Origin of the sequence: Marinomonas algicola, assembly GCF_014805825.1 — a bacterium.
Classification (GTDB): Bacteria; Pseudomonadota; Gammaproteobacteria; order Pseudomonadales; family Marinomonadaceae; genus Marinomonas; species Marinomonas algicola.
This window is the reverse complement of the sequence record NZ_CP061941.1, coordinates 857,917-875,145: the sequence shown is the minus strand read 5'-3', so window position 1 is coordinate 875,145 and position 17,229 is coordinate 857,917. Positions and strand designations below refer to the sequence as shown.

The following is a 17,229-nucleotide window of genomic DNA, read 5'->3' as shown; positions in this document are numbered from 1 at the left end:
AGTATCTACAAAAGATTCTCATTTTAGGTGTGATGTGATACTCATGAACAGTCTGCGTTTTTTCTGCGCTGACGACGACAGTGACGCAAGCCGAAAAGACGCAGGCTTTTTGTGTTTATGCGCTCTAAGAGAGTTTGGATGACTCAAAAGCACTTTGTCGGCCTGAAGGCCGACCTACATGTGGTGTATTAGAGTGCTTTTAGTGCGTCGATCAGCGCTCGCATTTCATCATCGGTACCGATGGTGATGCGGAGGTAGTTGCCAATGCGTGCTTTGTTGCGACCAAAGAAACGCACTAGAATCCCCTGCTCTTTCAGCGTTAAATACACACTTTCGGCGTCTTTTTCTGGGTGAGTCACAAAAACGAAGTTGGTGGCGGATGGTAAGACCTTAAAACCTAGATCCGTTAACTGAATGTGAGTCCATTCGCGAGTAGCTATGGTTTTGTCACAGATTTCTTTCAAGTATTCCGCGTCTTCCACTGCGGCGGTGGCACCAGCCAGAGCGATGCGGTCAATTGGGTAGCTGTTGAATGAGTTCTTAAGGCGCTCAAGTCCTTCGATCAAGTCTGGATGTCCTAGTGCGTAACCCACTCGAATGCCCGCTAACGCGCGGGATTTTGAGAAGGTCTGCACAACCAATAAATTTGGGTATTGATTCACTAAGCTTGCCGCACTTTCAGCCCCAAAGTCCACATAAGCTTCGTCCACTAAAACCACCACATCAGGATTGGCTTGCAAAACACGTTCGATGTCTGACAAAGGCAAGGCTTTACCCGTTGGTGCATTTGGATTGGTAACCACAACACCAGACACGTCTAGGTTCTGGTAGTCGCTCGGATCGATATCAAAGCCTTCTGTTAACGGAATAAGCTGAGGCTGAATATCGTATAAGTTCGCATACACTTTATAAAAGCTGTAGGTAATGTCAGCAAAGGCCAATGGCTTGCCACCGGCAAAATACCCCATAAAAGCCAAAGCAAGCACTTCATCCGAGCCGTTACCGACAAATACTTGCTGAGTGTCTAATTGATATTGTTTTGCTAAGGCCTTTTTCAACGTCATGCCATTTGGATCTGGGTAAAGACGCAAGCTCTCGCTAACCGCCGCTGTCATGGCCGCTAGGGATTTTGGAGACGGGGAGTAAGGGCTTTCATTCGTGTTCAGCTTGATGTATTGCTTATCTTGCGGTTGCTCACCCGGTACGTACGGGTCCAGCTCGGTAATTTTCTTAGTCCAAAAACGACTCATTTACTTTCTCCCAATCACGATAAAGGTATAAATAATTTGATAACGAAATACACAAAAAAGACCTCTAATTAGAGGCCTTTTGAATACAAACAATAATCCGCCTCTGGATTAGTCCTGAGGGCGCATATGAGGGAATAACAAGACATCACGAATAGATGGCGCATCAGTGAATAACATCACCAAACGATCAATACCGATACCTTCACCCGCTGTCGGTGGTAAGCCGTATTCCAAGGCATTAATGTAGTCGGCATCGTAATGCATGGCTTCATCATCACCGGCGTCTTTTTCCGCCACTTGCTTACGGAAACGCTCCGCTTGGTCTTCAGGGTCATTTAACTCTGAGAAACCATTGGCGATTTCGCGTCCACCTACGAAGAATTCAAAACGATCAGTAATAAAATCATTATCATCATTACGACGGGCCAATGGCGAAACTTCCGCAGGGTATTCTGTAATAAAAGTAGGCTGATCCAATTTGGATTCCGCTGTTTCTTCAAAAATTTCAGTCCACAACTTGCCTAAGCCCCAAATTGGCTTCACATCGATATGCAGTTTTTTCGCGACTTCAGTGGCTTTTTCTAACGTATCCAGATCGTCCGCTGTTAACTCTGGGTTAAAGTGTAGAATAGACTCAAGCATGGTCATGCGAACAAATGGCGCACCGAAATCGTACTCAGAGCCTTGATAGGTCACTGACGTCGTGCCCAATACTTTTTCCGCCACATCACGCAACATGGCTTCCGTTAAGTCCATTAGGTCTTTGTAATCCGCATAGGCTTGATAAAATTCGATCATGGTAAATTCAGGGTTATGGCGTGTGGATACCCCTTCATTACGGAAGTTACGGTTAATTTCGAAAACTCGCTCAAACCCCCCAACAACCAAACGTTTCAAGTAAAGCTCAGGTGCAATACGCAAGAACATGCTCATGTCCATCGCATTATGATGTGTCACAAACGGACGCGCTGTGGCGCCACCTGGGATCATGTGCAACATCGGCGTCTCTACTTCCATAAAGCGACGATCTTCAAGGAAGCGACGAATAGTAGAAATGATCTTTGAACGAACCTGGAAAGTATTGCGTGACTCTTCGTTTACGATCAAGTCTACGTAACGCTGACGGTAACGCATTTCTGTGTCAGACAATCCTTTGTGCTTATCAGGCAATGGACGTAAAGCCTTGGTTAACAGTTGCGCCGATTGCATATCAACATACAAGTCGCCTTTACCTGATTTATGAACAGGACCAGTCACCCCAATGATATCACCCAAATCCCATGTTTTTTGTTCAGCCAACAGATCAGGACTCAGGGCTTTACGGTTAACATAAGCTTGGATTTGGCCTGTCATGTCTTGCAATAACATGAAAGCACCGCGGTTACGGACGATACGACCCGCAATGCTGACTTTATGGTCTTTTTCTTCTAACTCTGGCTTTTCTATTTCGCCAAATTCCGCTTGTAGATCCACTGCATAAGCGTCTGGACGGAAGTCATTTGGGTACGCGTTACGCTCTTCACGGATAGCGTTTAATTTACCACGGCGCTCTGCAACCAAACGATTGTCTTCTGCAACGCCAGTGTTTTCTGTAGTGTTCTCGTTAGCCATGATTTGCCATCTACTCTTTTAGAATATCGTTTTAAATTGATGTTATTAACTGTCGGTTATGTCTGTTGCTTATAGACCTTGCTTTAAGCTGGCGACAATAAACTGATCCAGATTACCGTCTAGCACTGAACCTGTATTCGAGCTTTCTACACCGGTTCGTAAGTCTTTAATACGCGATGCATCCAATACATAGGAGCGAATTTGACTGCCCCAACCAATATCCGATTTATTGTCTTCCACAGCTTGTGCCGCTTCGTTACGCTTTTGCATTTCAAATTCGTACAGTTTTGCGCGTAATTGCTTCATAGCAAAATCACGGTTAGCGTGTTGTGAACGCTGGTTCTGACACTGCACCACTATATTTGTTGGTATATGAGTAATACGCACCGCCGAATCCGTCGTGTTTACGTGCTGACCACCAGCCCCCGATGAACGATAGGTATCGGTTCTAATGTCAGCCGGATTAATTTCAATATCAACATTGTCGTCAATTTCTGGAGAAACAAAAACAGAAGCAAAGGACGTATGACGACGATTACCAGAATCAAAAGGCGATTTTCGCACCAAACGATGCACGCCCGTTTCAGTTCTTAACCAACCAAAAGCGTATTCGCCTTCAAATCGGATCGTCGCGGATTTGATGCCAGCCACATCGCCAGCGGACACTTCCATCAGCTCCACTTTAAAGCCTTTGTCTTCGCCCCAGCGTAAATACATACGCAAAATCATGTTGGCCCAGTCTTGCGCTTCTGTACCACCAGAACCGGCTTGAATGTCAAGGAAGGCTGAGCTTTCATCCATTTCTTTCGAGAACATACGACGGAACTCAAGTTTTGCCATTTGAGCTTCTAAATCAGCCAATTCAGCTTGAACGGCTTCAACAGATTCGTCATCGTCTTCTTCAACCGCCATATCCAATAGGTCTTTTGCGTCGGCAACACCTGTTTTCATAACGTCTAATACATCAACAACGGCTTCTAAAGCCGCACGTTCTTTGCCCAATTTTTGGGCATAATCTGGATCATTCCAGACATCAGGGTCTTCTAGTTCACGAGAAACTTCTTCAAGGCGCTCTTTCTTTGTATCATAGTCAAAGATACCCCCAAAGAGTTTGGGTACGCTCAGTTAAGTCTTTTATCTTAGAAAGTATCGGATTGATTTCCATAATGGCTTCAATTTGTTATAAAACAGGTGAATTAAGGTATATAGTTAATTGTAACGAATTTACCTGCATCATAAAATGGTCTGACCCCTTCATTCTGATAAAATAAAGCATTTTATTCGACAAAACGATTAACTGGAGCCCACATGGAAAAACCAACGGTATCTGTCAACATATTAGGGCAAGAATACAAAATTAATTGCCCAAAAGGTCACGAAACAGAGCTCACCGAAGCCGCAGACTATTTAAACAGTCAAATGCAAGAAATTAGAACCAATAGCAAGATAATTGGTACAGAAAGAGTCGCCATTATTGCGGCGCTAAATATTACCCATGACATGCTTTCTAGCCGCAAGTATGCCCGCTCAAATGAACAACAATTACGAGAACTTACGTCGCAATTAGACTCGGCCTTAACTCATACAAACAAAGTTGGTTAAACGACAATCAACTCTGGTAGAAAAGTGTTCAAAGATTCGACAACCCAGTAAAGTAAAGGCTTTGGAAGAACTTTTTTTGTTTTTTTCTTCCTAAAACGGGTAGATTTTTTAAATCCTTGTCTTATACTACAGTCTGTTTCCTGGGTTGTTTGGAGCGGCTTAACGCCCTTGAGCCTATGAGTATACTCCCGGAAAGAATATGTGAGTTTGGTGTGCATGTCCGTGCGTCGGAAAGCCTAAAAAGCTTCAGTTCATTCCAACTTGAACCACTGGGTTCAAGGCCAATAGTCGAAACGGCAACTTGGGAAACTTTTTATGTCTTCTTATGGATCGAATTCACATCCAACCTCTTGCTTAGAATCCCTATCAAGAAATGAACTTAGAAAACACCTACGATTAGTTAGAAGATCCTTGCCTGAACCTCAGCAAGCGCTCGCTGCAGAACAAATAGCGAAAAAATTACAGTCTTCTCCTTGGCTCAAAAAACGTCTAGACTCATCACCCCCTGCTAGTATCAATATTGCGCTTTACCTCAGTAACGATGGTGAAATTTCTCCTGACGTCTTCTGCCACTACTTATGGTCATTAGGCGTCAAGGTGTATTTACCGATTATTAATGGGGAAACCTTACTCTTTGGTTTATACGACGCCGACACTCAGTGGCAACAAAACCAATTTGAGATTGACGAGCCTGTTGACCTAAATCCATTACCACCAGAGCAGCTGCATATGGTTTGCTTGCCATTGGTTGGATTTGATAATACCGGCGGTCGTTTGGGAATGGGTGGTGGCTTTTATGATAAAACCTTTGCAAAAAAAGCCAAACACACTGTTTTGGTCGGACTTGCTCATGATTGCCAGCAGGTCACTAAGCTGCCAATTGAACATTGGGACGTACCATTAGATGGCATTGTCACCGAAAGTCAGCAAATTCAATGTAACTAACCGTTTCACTCAACCAACCAGGTTAGCCATAACTAATAGGCCCGTTTAGTCAATCTAAAGTGATTTTTAAATTGACTTTGCCCACCTCTTGACTGCTCCACTGCATGGAATAAATGGAGACTTTCTCTTTACCTAGGGCCGCAATCCATGGGGACAACTTAGCAAACGCGGTATTACTTACCCAAATTTGCAGACGACTGTCTCCTTCTACCGCCACTCTGTCGGCTACAATGCCATATTGTCTCGCGGTGCTGTTTACTAAGGTTCTTAACTCATTGGCTGACCGGTCAAGTAAACTGGAATGAGGCACACCGTTGAGTGCGATCAAGTGCTCCGCATTTTCAACGATTTTATAATAATCTTTGAGACTGCGTTCAAAAGAAATTTGTGCATTTTGATTCTCTTGCTGCATAGGCTTCCATAGCAAAAAATAGACACTCAATAAAAAACCAAAAACAGCTAAAATAAACAGCAGCACTTGCTCTCTCACACTTAAGCGTAAATAGGCTAACCATGCTGAATATAACGATGGGCTAGAACGAAACTGGTTGATCAACCAAGATTTCATTGAGTTATCCTTCTTAATAATTCGAGTAAACACACATTACTTTGTCAATTGAATTTTTAGTGCCGCGCGATAACCGGCGTCTTGACGCACCACTTGCTCTATTTGCACAGACAAGGCGCTTTTCTCCAACGCCGATTGTATCGCATCCAGAGTGTCACGTTTCTGAGCTTGCCAATCCAAACGATACGTTTGATCGAAAAAGTCCAGTTGGGTCAAACGATGAACGCCTTCTACCTCGTCTCTGGCCTGATCAATTTTCGCCAACACATCGTAAGGCGTATTGGCATCAGAAACCGCTTGATGGTCTGGCTTTTGCTGTAATAAGCCTCTCAATTGCCGAGATAAGTTCACCACTCGTCCTTCATTGGGAGCCAATTCCAAAAAAAGTGAGTTTGCCTGCTGTTTAATCTCTTGCTCTTGTAGAGCCAAGGCTTTTGTTGATGCCTGCATAAGAAACAGTTCCAAACAAAAAGCAACAATGGCAAAGGCTGCCACCCAACGCCAAGCCGTTAATTTTTCTAACCATAAACCTCCTAGGCGAAACGCACCATGACAGAGGTTCTTTTCTTGCCAGTTTCGAGTATTTATAACAAATTGAGCAAGGCACTCTAACACGGTCTTTTCGGCTTCGGTGTCAACAATAGCCGACTCCATGGCGTTTTCTGGCAAATGCGGTAAGATAGAATCCGGCAGCATGATCACCGAGCTTTCATTAATCCAAAGCCAGTTAGGAGCCGATACCGAACGGTCATTAGTATGACCTTCTTTATCACCTGTTTGGTGTGTTTTCACTAATAATGTGTTGGTTTCATTCTGCTTCGCTTGCTCCATAAAGCCGCAAGCCATCGATAAGATAGCCGGTGTCGGAAACTGCCAACTGGCGAGTTGCTCTATCCAAAGAGAGAGTAACGACTTATCAACCGCTACCACCCAAGCTGAATCCTGTTGGCTTTTATCGAATAGAGTAAAATGCAACTCATCCATTGATTGAGCCAACGCTTCTTCCATTAAGAAGGGGGCGACTTTCTCTAAATGCTTACGTTGCCCTACTTCCAATGATAAACAACGAGTATGCAATCGTTCGGTTGGAGGACAAACAATTACATCCGTGTACTTCATGCCTTTACTAACCCATTTTTCAGACAGATACTCAGCCAATGCAGACAGGTCCGCATTGGTTTGATATTCCAGAAAGGCACCTTTATCATCGACTAAAGCCCAATCGCCATAAGAAGCCAAAGAGCCAAACTGAAGTAAAGATTCACTCTCACTTGAATAATTGTTTTCATTGCCATTTCCTAGCGTCGATAATTCATAGCAACGTATGATAAGGCGATTCATTTAATCCAGTCCTCTATTTAACATTGGGTTAGTTAACATCGGAATAGTTAACATCAGATAAGTGAGCAACAGGCGATTGTTCATTAAACTATTTTTCATCAGGCCACTCCATTTCAGGTAGATCAAAATACGACAATAGCCATTTATGAGAGCCATAAGATCGACCGTATACAGTAACATCACCTGTGTTGGATTTTATTAAACGAGAATGAAGAGACATTTTTCTCTCTCCTAATGTTACCGTTATAAAGGCATCAACATAAGCCATATTTGTACGCCAGTCGTCTTCTTTTAGAGTTTGATCCGACAGGCTACCTTCCTTTAAAAAGTCCGCTACACTCGTAAAACCAGCACTATCAAGACGCGCGTTGAATTTTTGTTTTTGTTCAGCGGTCATATCAACAAAAAAGGCCGTTTGTAAATTTTCTGGTAAACGATTGACGTTGGCCCCCATTTCAGTAGGCCAGATACACAACCAAGGTAAGAGAGCGGCTAAGTCTGCCGCTTCCCACTGCCATAAGAGCATGACGGTTTCACTTGCGATCTTATGATCAGCGGTACGAAAGCTAGGTGAAAAGCCTTGATAAAACGCATCCTCATGGCCGGCTGCCCCCGTAATGTCTTGGTCAGCATCCACCCAGTCCTTTATCTGATCGGCCAATTCTGGCTTTTTATTTACGCTGGAAAATAAACGTTGAAGCTGTTGGTAGCCTTGTTCAGATTTTTCTGGATTAGCCAATTGATTGACGTTAAAGCAGGTCTGTCGATCAAGCAAAATGATCTTCATTGCATCCCCTTCCTTTTCTAATGGAAAGGTTTTTTGTTGAATCAACCATTTACGGTTACTAAAAGGCGGCAAAGAGGATTCCTTCAATTGAGCGAAGGCATTGATACTCCACGACTCCCCACCCAACAATTGTTGCTTTAATTGAATCGTCTCTTGAACCTGCGAGATTACCTCCCTTTCTTTAGCAAGATAACTCATTACGCTAGCGGCCATGGCACTGACCAAGGCAAACACCATTAAAGCCATAATCAAAGCGACCCCTCGTTGAGATGACGTATGCGACTGAAATGAGCCTAAGTTAATCCGCTTCATATTGTCCCACTTTCACCATCATGGACGGGGGTTGATGGCACAATAAACAAGCGCTCAACCTCTCCTATTCCAGCCAAATGCAAACGGACTTTCACAGCATGAGGTAAAGGGACTGCCTCACTGTCTTGGTTGGCATTACCTTGACGCAGAGACGATTCCACTTTTGGCCAAACTGAAGTCCAACCTTGCTCGCCCAGCAAGGCTATCTGGACACGGGTAATGTTTTCAAATACCTGTTCCACCGCCTTGGTGTCCTGATCTCTGTCCATAACGGGCCAAAAACGCCGAATCAGCTGCTCATCTTGCCACTGATATTCCACGCGTTGCACATCGGAGCGAAGATACATTAATGGGTTTTGCCAACCAGACTTACTAAATAACAGTTGCTTGTTGCCTAACACAAGCGCGGCTTGAACGTCGCCTAAATGATCACGAACGGGGCGGTTTACCATTTGCTCCAAATCCCTCTCAAGCCATTGCCATACCCTAACGGCGCCCTCTAAAGCATCACTTTGAGCCGCAATGCTTTTTTGTAAGCGTATGCCTGAGCCCGCCATATTAAAGCTGGCTACACCAAGAAAAGACAAAATACCTAGGACAATTAATAGTTCAAGCAGAGTAAAGCCATTCTGAGCAGGATGACCAAGGCGTTTCATGGAGCACCTCCGTTATCACTCACAGAAAGGTCACTCACAGAAAGGTCACCCACAGAAAGATCACCCTTACTATTAAGGGCTCGAATACTGGCAGGTAAATACCCAGTTAAGGTAAATAAGGGCGAGTCGGCTTGAGGTGGCTGAAAAACCTGTATTTCAATTCTCATCACACCGGCCGCTTGGGTATCTAAATTGGCTACTGTACGAAAGCGCCAGCTTGCTTGCTCAACCTCGGATTCAGTTAAAGACACCTCTTGACCTTGCTGAGTCTGTAAACGCAGTTCGGTCATACGGTTCTCAGCGACCCAAGAAGCCATTAATTTACGTTTTAAATAATCCGTTTGATCGACTGACTGATAACTGGTTTGCGCCAACACCACACCAACAAGAGCAATAATAACTAATGCGATCAGCACTTCAATCAAGGTAAAACCGCCCAGTCTAGCTCGATGCGTTAAACCCATCCTAATGGGAACAACGTGATGAGAATGCACTTTATTCGGCGACAAAAACAAAGGCATTGGCGCCATCTCCAGTTAAAACTCGTGTTTTTTTGACGGTTTGCTGAGTCGAGGACTCTGTTATCATAATGTGCAATTCAAACGGGCTATACTCACCACTGGAAGCAAAGACTAGATCGATTTTTTCTACCAAAGCTCGGCCTTCAGACGATAAATTAGTGAACCCTGATTTCTCCAATAAATACCATTCAATGTTTTCGCTCGACGCCAAATAACGCTTGGATAAAGACACCCATTCACCGTCTTTCAGCTCAAACAAAGCCATTTCCTTTGATGAGATATTCGCCCCATAGGTCACACCATCAAGCCAGGCTTTATCTAAGGTGTTTTGCAGAAACAACCGTACTTGTTGTGACTCTTCGGTTACTTTTCGTTCAAGGTCATCCGTCTGATAATGAAAACTCACCAAACTTAACATTCCACCAAGCACGGCGAGCACGACTAATAATTCAAGCAAAGTAAAGGCTGAAAATTTTGTATTCGTACTCTTCCTTATCATTCGACCTGCCTTGCTTTTCAACCTTTCTTAGTTGCGATGTTATTGATAAAAACGGATTTACAAAAAGTCTCTGTAAAAACGAAATACCTAAAGGTCGGCTTTATTGATATCAGTAGAATCGTCCTCGCCTCCTTCACGCCCATCGGCACCTAAAGAAATAAGATCATAAGCGCCATCAGAACCAGGACTGACATACAAAAATTCATTGCCCCAGGGATCTTGAGGTAATTTTTGCATGTACCCCCCTGATTTCCAGTTTTTCGCTTCAGGGAATCCTGACGGCTTAGTGACTAACGACTCTAACCCTTGAGCTGTAGAAGGGTATTGGCCGTTATCCAGTTTATAAAGATCCAATGCGGCCATAAGATTACGAATTTGAGTTTTTGCCACGGACACTTTTGCGTCATCTGAACGGCTTAGAATATTAGGCGCAACAAGACCTATTAACGCCCCTAAAATAACCAATACAACCATGAGTTCTAAAAGGGTAAAGGCCGCTTTATTTTTTTTAAAAGAAGGCGTTGGTTTGCGATTCTTAAACATAGACATAACTCGAAAACTCTCTTTTTAACGGGGTTAATAGGGTGTTCAGTTTAGCAACTGATTCATATTCATAATCGGTAACAAAATCGCCATCACGATCATCATGACAACGCCTCCCATTACCAAGAGCATAAGTGGCTCGAATAAACCGACCAGCGTAGTCATCCAAGCATGGCTTTCTTCTTCTTGTTGATGAGCGGCTCGTGCAAGCATGGAATCTAACTCACCGCTGCGTTCACCACTTTTGATTAATTGCAGCATCATAGGCGGCAATAAGGTCGTCTCATCCAGCGCGTTTCCAAGTGACCCACCTTCTTGCACTTTCATCATAGCCGCTGTTAGCTGTTGTTGCATTTTGCTGTTATCAACCACTTGAGCGGCGATTTTCATCGCATCGACTAAAGCGACACCGCTGCTTGAAAGCATGGCTAATGTGCTGATATAGCGAGTAATTTGCGCCACAACAACCCACTTTCTTAAGCCAAGTATTCTTAATACTAAACGATCTTTTAGATTACTGGCCGTTTGCTTAGTCATCAGCCATTTATAAACTATGGCCGTTAGGACGAATACAACTAAAATAAGTTGACCATAATGGGTAACCCCATAACTGAGTGATAACATAAATTCTGTAATTGGAGGCAAGGCCGCCCCTTGTTTATCAAACACAGACACAATATCCGGCATCACGCTGCCCAACAGAAAACTCACAATACCTATGGCGACTAATGTCAGTATAATAGGGTACATCATCGCCATTTGAATCTTTTGTGCTGTCGCTCTTTGACGTTCAGTATAATCCGCCAGGCGTGTTAGCACTTGCTGTAAATGACCTGATTGTTCTCCCGCTTCTACACTGGCTCGAAACAAAACAGGAAAGGCTTTTGGATAGGATTCTAACGCCTTAGCTAAACTGTGACCTTCTAGTACCTTAGAACGAATACTTAACAACATACTGCGCAGCTTTTGCTTACTGGCCTGCTGAGCGACTCCCGTGATCGCCTCTTCAATGGGCAAACCGGCATCAATTAGGGTGGCTAATTGGCGGGTAAGTAAAGCCCGATCTTTGACATTAATACTGGGAGAAAAAAAGGTATGTCGTGTACGTTCCTTACCTTGTTTAATCTCTAAAGGCGTCATGCCTTTATCACGTAATAACTGACGTAAATGACGTTCATTATCGGCCTCTAGCACTCCTTTTCGCTTGCGACCTTTTCTATCTAATGCTAAATATTCGAAAGCCGCCATCTAGGTCTTTTCCTCAAGAAACAAAGGCCAGTAGTGATTCATGGATCGTTTTCTATGAACCTTCATTCGATACCCGCAACACTTCTTCAATGGTGGTGATGCCTTGCAATACTTTTTGTACGCCATCTTGAAATAAGCTGGGGGTTTCTTGCCGAACTAATGCCGCCATTTCTTGCTCGCTGGCTTTACTGTGAATCAAGTTTTTTACCGATTCCGTCACCATCACCAACTCATATAAACCTAATCGCCCTTTATAACCTTGATCAAAACACTTGGAACAGCCTTTTGCCTGATAGAGAATGGTATCCTCTGACGTAAAAGCCACACCTAATAAACGTTTAGTCGCATCGTCCGCCACAATAGGTGTTTTACAGTGATCACAAAGCTTCCTTACTAAGCGCTGAGATAAAACACCAATCAAAGAAGACGACAATAGAAAAGGCTCAACGCCCATGTCTTCCAAGCGAGAAATAGCACCAACAGCGCTATTAGTATGCAGAGTCGAAAGTACGAGGTGACCGGTTAAGGACGCTTGCACGGCAATTTCGGCGGTTTCTTTATCGCGAATTTCCCCTATCATCACCACATCGGGATCTTGTCGTAGAATGGCTCTTAGCCCCCGAGCAAACGTCATGTCGGCTTTTAAATTCACCTGAGTTTGACCAATGCCTTCAATATGATATTCGACAGGATCTTCCACCGTCATAATGTTGCGACGACCGTTATTCAAGGTACTGAGTGCGGCGTAAAGGGAGGTTGTTTTGCCTGAACCAGTAGGCCCAGTAACCAATAAAATACCGTGGGGTTGATTGATTAGCGCGGTGATTCTTTCTCGGTCAACGTGGTTCATTCCCAAATGCTGTAAATTCATACGTCCAGCGTGTTTGCTCAACAAACGCATCACAATGCGCTCTCCATGGGAAGAAGGCATTGTTGACACCCGAACATCAATTTCTTGACCAGAAATACGGAGTACAATCCGCCCATCTTGAGGGATACGTTTTTCAGCAATGTCTAATTTGGCCATCACTTTTATACGGGACACCAACATAGGAGCCAAGGCACGTTTAGGTTGAATCACCTCTCTTAATACCCCATCAACTCGAAACCGGACGACCAAACGTTTATCAAAGGTTTCAATATGAATATCAGAAGCATCTTCTTTTACCGCTTCACTCATAATCGCATTGATCAAGCGAATAATGGGCGCGTCGCCTTCTCTTTCTAATAAGTCTTCACTGTCAGGAACGGCTTCTGCTGCACTGGCTAAATCCAGTTCGTCTCCAAGCCCTTGGGCAAGAGCAAGTGTCTGTCCCCCTTCTTGTTGATAAAAGCGCACAACGACATCGTCAAATTCATCATCAGGTAAGGCTTGGTAAAGTGGTGGCGTAGGAGACACTCTTGCCGCTTCACATAATGCGTTTACAGTGGCCGATAGTTTATGAGACACAACCCAACGATCTCCATCCTGCCGCAACAGCACCCCGGAGTGTTTTACAAAAGAATAGAGAAGTGAGGGCATAGAGTGAATTCCACCGGATTAATGTATACGATAAGTCAGCAAAAGACGTTTATAGAAAGACGGCATCTAGTTTGCCTCCGATGACACAGTAGGCGTCAGCTCAGGAACATATCGAGTTGAATCAAATAGCCCATCAACGGTCTTTGTTCTTAGCTCATTCATCGGCATAGTTAATTCAATGGATTTAAACGTTTGATACTTACTTCTAGACAGCTCATCCAAATCTTGCTTACTTCTTAAAATGGTTGGACGAATAAAGACCAATAAATTCTTTTTAATGTTTTCAAAAGAGGTACTTCTGAATAGTGCACCTAAATAAGGAATATCCCCTAATCCGGGAACCTTCTGCGTCACCTCAGTAACATTGTCTTCAATCAATCCCCCCAAAACAATGGTTTGTCGATTGCCAGCAATGACCGTGGTTTGAATTTCTCGTTTGGTGGTAATGGTGCCTAATGAACTGGATTCTTTTGACGCCGCTTCCACGATTTGCAGCACTTCCATACGAACTTCATCACCCGCATTAATATGTGGTGTGACTTCTAGTGTTAAACCAACGTCTTCACGGTTTATGGTTACAAAAGGGTTTTCCCCATTGTCAGAATACCCCCCTGTCTGAAAAGGTCGAGTTTCACCAACAATAATTTTTGACTTTTGATTATCTAAAGTCAGAATCTTTGGTGTAGAAAGTAAATTCGCGTTGGTATTAGACTCTATTGCTTGCAAAATACCCGCTAAATTCAAGTCCCCTTTACTGTTAAACGACGCCACACCAGCGGTAATACCATTCGATAAGCTTGGTGTTCCTGTTGCTATTCCCGTGGCTAAACTGGTTAAACTGTTACCCGCATTCGTAAAGTTTGTCCCAACCAGTGGGGTGGTTCCATCCGAAGTATCGCCAAACAACCACTGAAAACCTAATGCTTCTGAACCTTCCATTTTCACTTCAACAATAATGGCTTCAACCAGCACTTGTGCTCTTGGACTGTCCAGCTCAACTAATACCGATTGAATGTCGGCCATCACATCTGGCTCAGCATTAATAAGCAAGGCATTTAAGTCTTCATCTGCTTGGATATTAAAAGTGGTTGGTTTTTCACTAACACCGTCTGTTGGCGTATTTCCTAAGACCCCTTTGATCAAATCAGCGGTTTTCTTGGCGTCTGCATAACGTAATGGAATCACCTGCAATCGGCTGGATTTTCGAGCGGGTACATCGAGCTGCTTAATCAAATCTCGAATTTGCGCGAGTTCACCTTCTTTACCTTTAATCACAATACGATTGGTTCTTTCATCCGCAAGGATACGCGTGCTCACGACAGCCCGTCCTGGTGCACTGCCAACACTGGATGACAAACCACTGATATTTTGCAATACATCCAGAATGTCCCCTGCCCAGGCATATTGCAAAGACACAACCGAAATTTCACCTTCAACCGTGCTGTCTAAACGGGAAATTAAATTTTCTAACTGACGAATATTATCGGCGTGATCACTGACAATTAAGGCATTGACTTCATTGACTGACGCAAGGTGTCCATATTGAGGAATGAGTGGACGTAAAATAGGGACCAACTCAGCGGCTACTGCATTTTTTATAGCAATGACTCGAGTAACTAAAAGCTCTCCGGAAGCGTTACCACTCACATCAAAATCCAACCCGCCTTGTTTCGCCACATTTTGCGGCAAGACTTTGTAACCTTCAGGAGAATCAATCACCGCATAGCCATGGACAGTCAAGACAGATAGGAATAAGCGAAAAATAGCCTCTTCATTAAGTTCAGCACTGGATATGACCGTTACTTTACCTTTGACTCGAGGGTCAACAATAAAGCTTTTCCCTGTCATTTCAGCCACTTGATGAACAAAAACCCCAATATCAGCTTGCTGAAGATTGACCTGCCAACTTTTTGCTGATGCAAAAGATAGGGTGGCCAATGTCAATACCAAAAACATTACCCACTTTGAAATGGCTCGCTGTAACATTAATAATCCTTGTTCAATTAAAATCATTATTTCACGGCATAATTTACATAAAAACGCTTCTCATTACGACGTATTTCAATACGCGCTACGGCTTGAGAGCGAATTAAACCACCTAAACCTTTATCATTTGAGACGTTACCTACGGCCTGCCCATTAACAGAAACGATTTCATCACCCGTTCTAAGGCCAACGCGATTTAATGGACTTCCACTGACCACTTTGTAAGAGCGCCCGGTTGCAATTAATCCTGCAGAAACAAGCAGGCTTTCAGGGTTATTTTGAAACGCCGCGTCATATCGATCCAGAAGAGCAGCAGGTGTCAAACTGATCATGTCTTGCATGAAAGCAGACGATGAAGCCATTCGACGAATCGCGCTTTTATTTTCAACGAGACGACCTGAACGGGAGAATTGATCGGCATTTTCTGACATCATATTGCCTTCGTTGAGAGACGTGACACCATTCGAAGATATCAGGCGATCATCCTGCAGAATTAACAACGTCTCTTTATTTTTAGAAAAAAACAAAACTTCTTTAATCCCACCTCGACTTAGAATCACACGGTCCGCAAAAACCGTGTGCAAAGTCACACCTGACGATACGGTGTCGCCCACTCTATAGGGTTTATCCGGTTGACCTTGTGAAGAAATAAACGCAATGGATTGATCTTGTTGATTAGAGGGCAACACGCCGCGTAACAAGAGCTTTAGACGGGTTTCCGTTAAGGCTTGATCTGTTTCCACCTCAGCAATAGCCGCAAAGCCAAACAAGTTTTCAGATACGGTAGGCCGAGATTTTATATGAGCGGTAGACGTCATCGTCACTTGAGGCAAGGTAATCTTGGTCTCAGGGTCCTCCCAAGTCCAGACAAAATAACCCATTGTAATGGACACCCAGCTAATTAGGATAAAAAAGAGGAGGTTGCGAATCGCACTTTCTAGCTTATAAACACTGAACGTCATACTTTTACTCAACCTATTTCTTTAAAGACAACACGTTAAAAAGTAGATATTAAAAGGCCACTGTTATTAGTAACGATGCGCCCATTAACAGATTACAGGAGTAACAATGAATTTATGCCCTCATTCATTGGCTTTAAAACAAGGGTTCCACCAATACAGCCACCGGGTAGTCCGCTCTTCCACTCCAGGACAGTCCAACTTCATTTAACAAAGACGGCATAATCGATATCTCCAATTCTTGTTTCCTTGTTGGTTCAAGGCTTAATAAGTGATGCCCTTCTTGTGAACGGATCAAGATACTTGATGCTTGTTCTTGGGTTAACCATTCAGCCGTAAGCCCATTCATTTGCATTTTTTTCCGTTCATTGCCAAAAGCATAATCCGCCGTTATTGATGCCAACCGCCCTTCCCCACGCCACAATCTAGGTACAAATGTGTCATAACCTAACTGAATAAACAACCTATCAATTATAAACGAAGAGCCATTTAATTGAATACCATTGGACTTAGCCATTGGCTGAAACAGCCCCATATCTAACCGTGCTTCATCCACCCACATGTCGATACCGTCAATGGAGAAAGAAGCCATGCCCCAGCCTTGAAAAGCAGGGTGAGTCATTTGCACATGCATATTAGGGAAAGCAAACCGCCATTGAACCGCTATTGGTTTCTCCAATCTGGGAACTGAAACGCTTATGTTGCCCGCCCACAATCGACCATTAAGTTGATGTAAGGTCACCCCTTCGGCTACTTTCGATTGAATGGTGCCTTTCCAATAATGCAGTGGCGCATTTACCATCGCAGACAAGGCAAGTAATACAATAAACCAGACAATATAAACAGTACGACTCTTTTTCATAAAACGGTATCAACATC

The 17,229-nt window shown here is 43.7% G+C and carries 17 protein-coding genes and 1 other RNA gene; 3 read left to right on the top strand and 15 right to left on the bottom strand.

Annotated features, from left to right (window positions below; translation table 11 throughout):
- Positions 1-188 precede the first annotated feature (188 nt).
- The 3 genes from hisC to prfB all read right to left on the bottom strand — a co-directional run bounded on the left by hisC (position 189) and on the right by prfB (position 4,026).
- Positions 189-1,250: a histidinol-phosphate transaminase gene (gene hisC, locus IEZ33_RS03885; RefSeq protein ID WP_191602408.1), complete on the bottom strand. Its 1,062-nt coding sequence runs from the start codon at positions 1,248-1,250 to the stop codon at positions 189-191.
- A gap of 108 nt (positions 1,251-1,358) precedes the next feature.
- Positions 1,359-2,861 carry a lysine--tRNA ligase gene (lysS, locus tag IEZ33_RS03880; protein ID WP_191602407.1) on the bottom strand — a complete coding sequence of 501 codons (1,503 nt, stop codon included), beginning with the start codon at positions 2,859-2,861 and terminating at the stop codon, positions 1,359-1,361.
- 69 nt (positions 2,862-2,930) lie between these two features.
- A protein-coding gene (gene prfB, locus IEZ33_RS03875) for a peptide chain release factor 2 (protein WP_191602406.1) occupies positions 2,931-4,026 on the bottom strand; the annotation gives its coding sequence in 2 pieces (ribosomal slippage) (positions 2,931-3,953 and positions 3,955-4,026; 1,095 coding nt in all).
- A 143-nt stretch (positions 4,027-4,169) separates the two neighbouring features.
- Here prfB and IEZ33_RS03870 point away from each other — a divergent pair.
- The 3 genes from IEZ33_RS03870 (at position 4,170) to IEZ33_RS03860 (ending at position 5,408) form a co-directional block, all read left to right on the top strand.
- Positions 4,170-4,463 (top strand): cell division protein ZapA, encoded by a 294-nt coding sequence (locus IEZ33_RS03870; protein WP_191602405.1) that lies wholly within the window; start codon positions 4,170-4,172, stop codon positions 4,461-4,463.
- 134 nt (positions 4,464-4,597) lie between these two features.
- Positions 4,598-4,775, top strand: a non-coding RNA gene (gene ssrS / locus IEZ33_RS03865) — 6S RNA.
- Between the two features lie 3 nt (positions 4,776-4,778).
- The gene (locus tag IEZ33_RS03860) at positions 4,779-5,408 is read left to right on the top strand and encodes a 5-formyltetrahydrofolate cyclo-ligase (protein ID WP_191602404.1); all 630 of its coding nucleotides are present in this window, start codon (positions 4,779-4,781) and stop codon (positions 5,406-5,408) included.
- A gap of 49 nt (positions 5,409-5,457) precedes the next feature.
- Here the strand turns inward: IEZ33_RS03860 and IEZ33_RS03855 are convergent, their stop codons facing one another.
- From IEZ33_RS03855 to IEZ33_RS03800, 12 genes are all read right to left on the bottom strand, one after another.
- On the bottom strand, positions 5,458-5,976 hold the full coding sequence (locus IEZ33_RS03855; RefSeq protein ID WP_191602403.1) for a type II secretion system protein M: 519 nt from the start codon (positions 5,974-5,976) through the stop codon (positions 5,458-5,460).
- Between the two features lie 36 nt (positions 5,977-6,012).
- On the bottom strand, positions 6,013-7,317 hold the full coding sequence (gene gspL / locus IEZ33_RS03850) for a type II secretion system protein GspL (protein ID WP_191602402.1): 1,305 nt from the start codon (positions 7,315-7,317) through the stop codon (positions 6,013-6,015).
- 88 nt (positions 7,318-7,405) lie between these two features.
- A complete protein-coding gene (gene gspK, locus IEZ33_RS03845) occupies positions 7,406-8,416 on the bottom strand; it encodes a type II secretion system minor pseudopilin GspK (protein WP_191602401.1) in 1,011 nt (336 codons plus the stop codon).
- Complete coding sequence (gspJ, locus tag IEZ33_RS03840) at positions 8,413-9,072, bottom strand: type II secretion system minor pseudopilin GspJ (RefSeq protein WP_191602400.1); 660 nt, start codon at positions 9,070-9,072, stop codon at positions 8,413-8,415. Before gspJ ends, gspK begins: the two co-directional genes overlap by 4 nt.
- Positions 9,069-9,593 (bottom strand): type II secretion system minor pseudopilin GspI, encoded by a 525-nt coding sequence (gene gspI / locus IEZ33_RS03835; RefSeq protein ID WP_191602399.1) that lies wholly within the window; start codon positions 9,591-9,593, stop codon positions 9,069-9,071. The genes gspJ and gspI overlap by 4 nt, the downstream gene beginning before the upstream one ends.
- Positions 9,568-10,092, bottom strand: coding sequence for a prepilin-type N-terminal cleavage/methylation domain-containing protein (locus IEZ33_RS03830; RefSeq protein WP_191602398.1), 525 nt, complete (start codon positions 10,090-10,092; stop codon positions 9,568-9,570). Before IEZ33_RS03830 ends, gspI begins: the two co-directional genes overlap by 26 nt.
- 87 nt (positions 10,093-10,179) lie before the next feature.
- On the bottom strand, positions 10,180-10,641 hold the full coding sequence (gspG, locus tag IEZ33_RS03825) for a type II secretion system major pseudopilin GspG (protein WP_420844869.1): 462 nt from the start codon (positions 10,639-10,641) through the stop codon (positions 10,180-10,182).
- A 39-nt stretch (positions 10,642-10,680) separates the two neighbouring features.
- Positions 10,681-11,883: a type II secretion system inner membrane protein GspF gene (gene gspF, locus IEZ33_RS03820; protein WP_191602397.1), complete on the bottom strand. Its 1,203-nt coding sequence runs from the start codon at positions 11,881-11,883 to the stop codon at positions 10,681-10,683.
- 52 nt (positions 11,884-11,935) lie between these two features.
- Positions 11,936-13,405, bottom strand: coding sequence for a type II secretion system ATPase GspE (gspE, locus tag IEZ33_RS03815; protein ID WP_191602396.1), 1,470 nt, complete (start codon positions 13,403-13,405; stop codon positions 11,936-11,938).
- A 66-nt stretch (positions 13,406-13,471) separates the two neighbouring features.
- Positions 13,472-15,391, bottom strand: a complete 1,920-nt coding sequence (gene gspD, locus IEZ33_RS03810) for a type II secretion system secretin GspD (protein ID WP_191602395.1) — start codon at positions 15,389-15,391, stop codon at positions 13,472-13,474.
- A gap of 26 nt (positions 15,392-15,417) precedes the next feature.
- On the bottom strand, positions 15,418-16,353 hold the full coding sequence (locus tag IEZ33_RS03805; protein WP_191602394.1) for a type II secretion system protein N: 936 nt from the start codon (positions 16,351-16,353) through the stop codon (positions 15,418-15,420).
- 133 nt (positions 16,354-16,486) lie between these two features.
- Positions 16,487-17,212, bottom strand: coding sequence for a hypothetical protein (locus IEZ33_RS03800; protein WP_191602393.1), 726 nt, complete (start codon positions 17,210-17,212; stop codon positions 16,487-16,489).
- Positions 17,213-17,229 lie beyond the last annotated feature (17 nt).

Coding starts and splice junctions, on each gene's coding strand:
- IEZ33_RS03860 (WP_191602404.1), top strand. CDS start 4,779: ATGTCTTCTTATGGATCGAATTCACATCCAACCTCTTGCTTAGAATCC.
- gspE (WP_191602396.1), bottom strand. CDS start 13,405: ATGCCCTCACTTCTCTATTCTTTTGTAAAACACTCCGGGGTGCTGTTG.
- gspF (WP_191602397.1), bottom strand. CDS start 11,883: ATGGCGGCTTTCGAATATTTAGCATTAGATAGAAAAGGTCGCAAGCGA.
- IEZ33_RS03805 (WP_191602394.1), bottom strand. CDS start 16,353: ATGACGTTCAGTGTTTATAAGCTAGAAAGTGCGATTCGCAACCTCCTC.
- IEZ33_RS03800 (WP_191602393.1), bottom strand. CDS start 17,212: ATGAAAAAGAGTCGTACTGTTTATATTGTCTGGTTTATTGTATTACTT.
- gspJ (WP_191602400.1), bottom strand. CDS start 9,072: ATGAAACGCCTTGGTCATCCTGCTCAGAATGGCTTTACTCTGCTTGAA.
- gspI (WP_191602399.1), bottom strand. CDS start 9,593: ATGCCTTTGTTTTTGTCGCCGAATAAAGTGCATTCTCATCACGTTGTT.
- lysS (WP_191602407.1), bottom strand. CDS start 2,861: ATGGCTAACGAGAACACTACAGAAAACACTGGCGTTGCAGAAGACAAT.
- gspL (WP_191602402.1), bottom strand. CDS start 7,317: ATGAATCGCCTTATCATACGTTGCTATGAATTATCGACGCTAGGAAAT.
- IEZ33_RS03855 (WP_191602403.1), bottom strand. CDS start 5,976: ATGAAATCTTGGTTGATCAACCAGTTTCGTTCTAGCCCATCGTTATAT.
- gspD (WP_191602395.1), bottom strand. CDS start 15,391: ATGTTACAGCGAGCCATTTCAAAGTGGGTAATGTTTTTGGTATTGACA.
- gspK (WP_191602401.1), bottom strand. CDS start 8,416: ATGAAGCGGATTAACTTAGGCTCATTTCAGTCGCATACGTCATCTCAA.
- IEZ33_RS03830 (WP_191602398.1), bottom strand. CDS start 10,092: ATGATAAGGAAGAGTACGAATACAAAATTTTCAGCCTTTACTTTGCTT.
- IEZ33_RS03870 (WP_191602405.1), top strand. CDS start 4,170: ATGGAAAAACCAACGGTATCTGTCAACATATTAGGGCAAGAATACAAA.
- hisC (WP_191602408.1), bottom strand. CDS start 1,250: ATGAGTCGTTTTTGGACTAAGAAAATTACCGAGCTGGACCCGTACGTA.
- gspG (WP_420844869.1), bottom strand. CDS start 10,641: ATGTCTATGTTTAAGAATCGCAAACCAACGCCTTCTTTTAAAAAAAAT.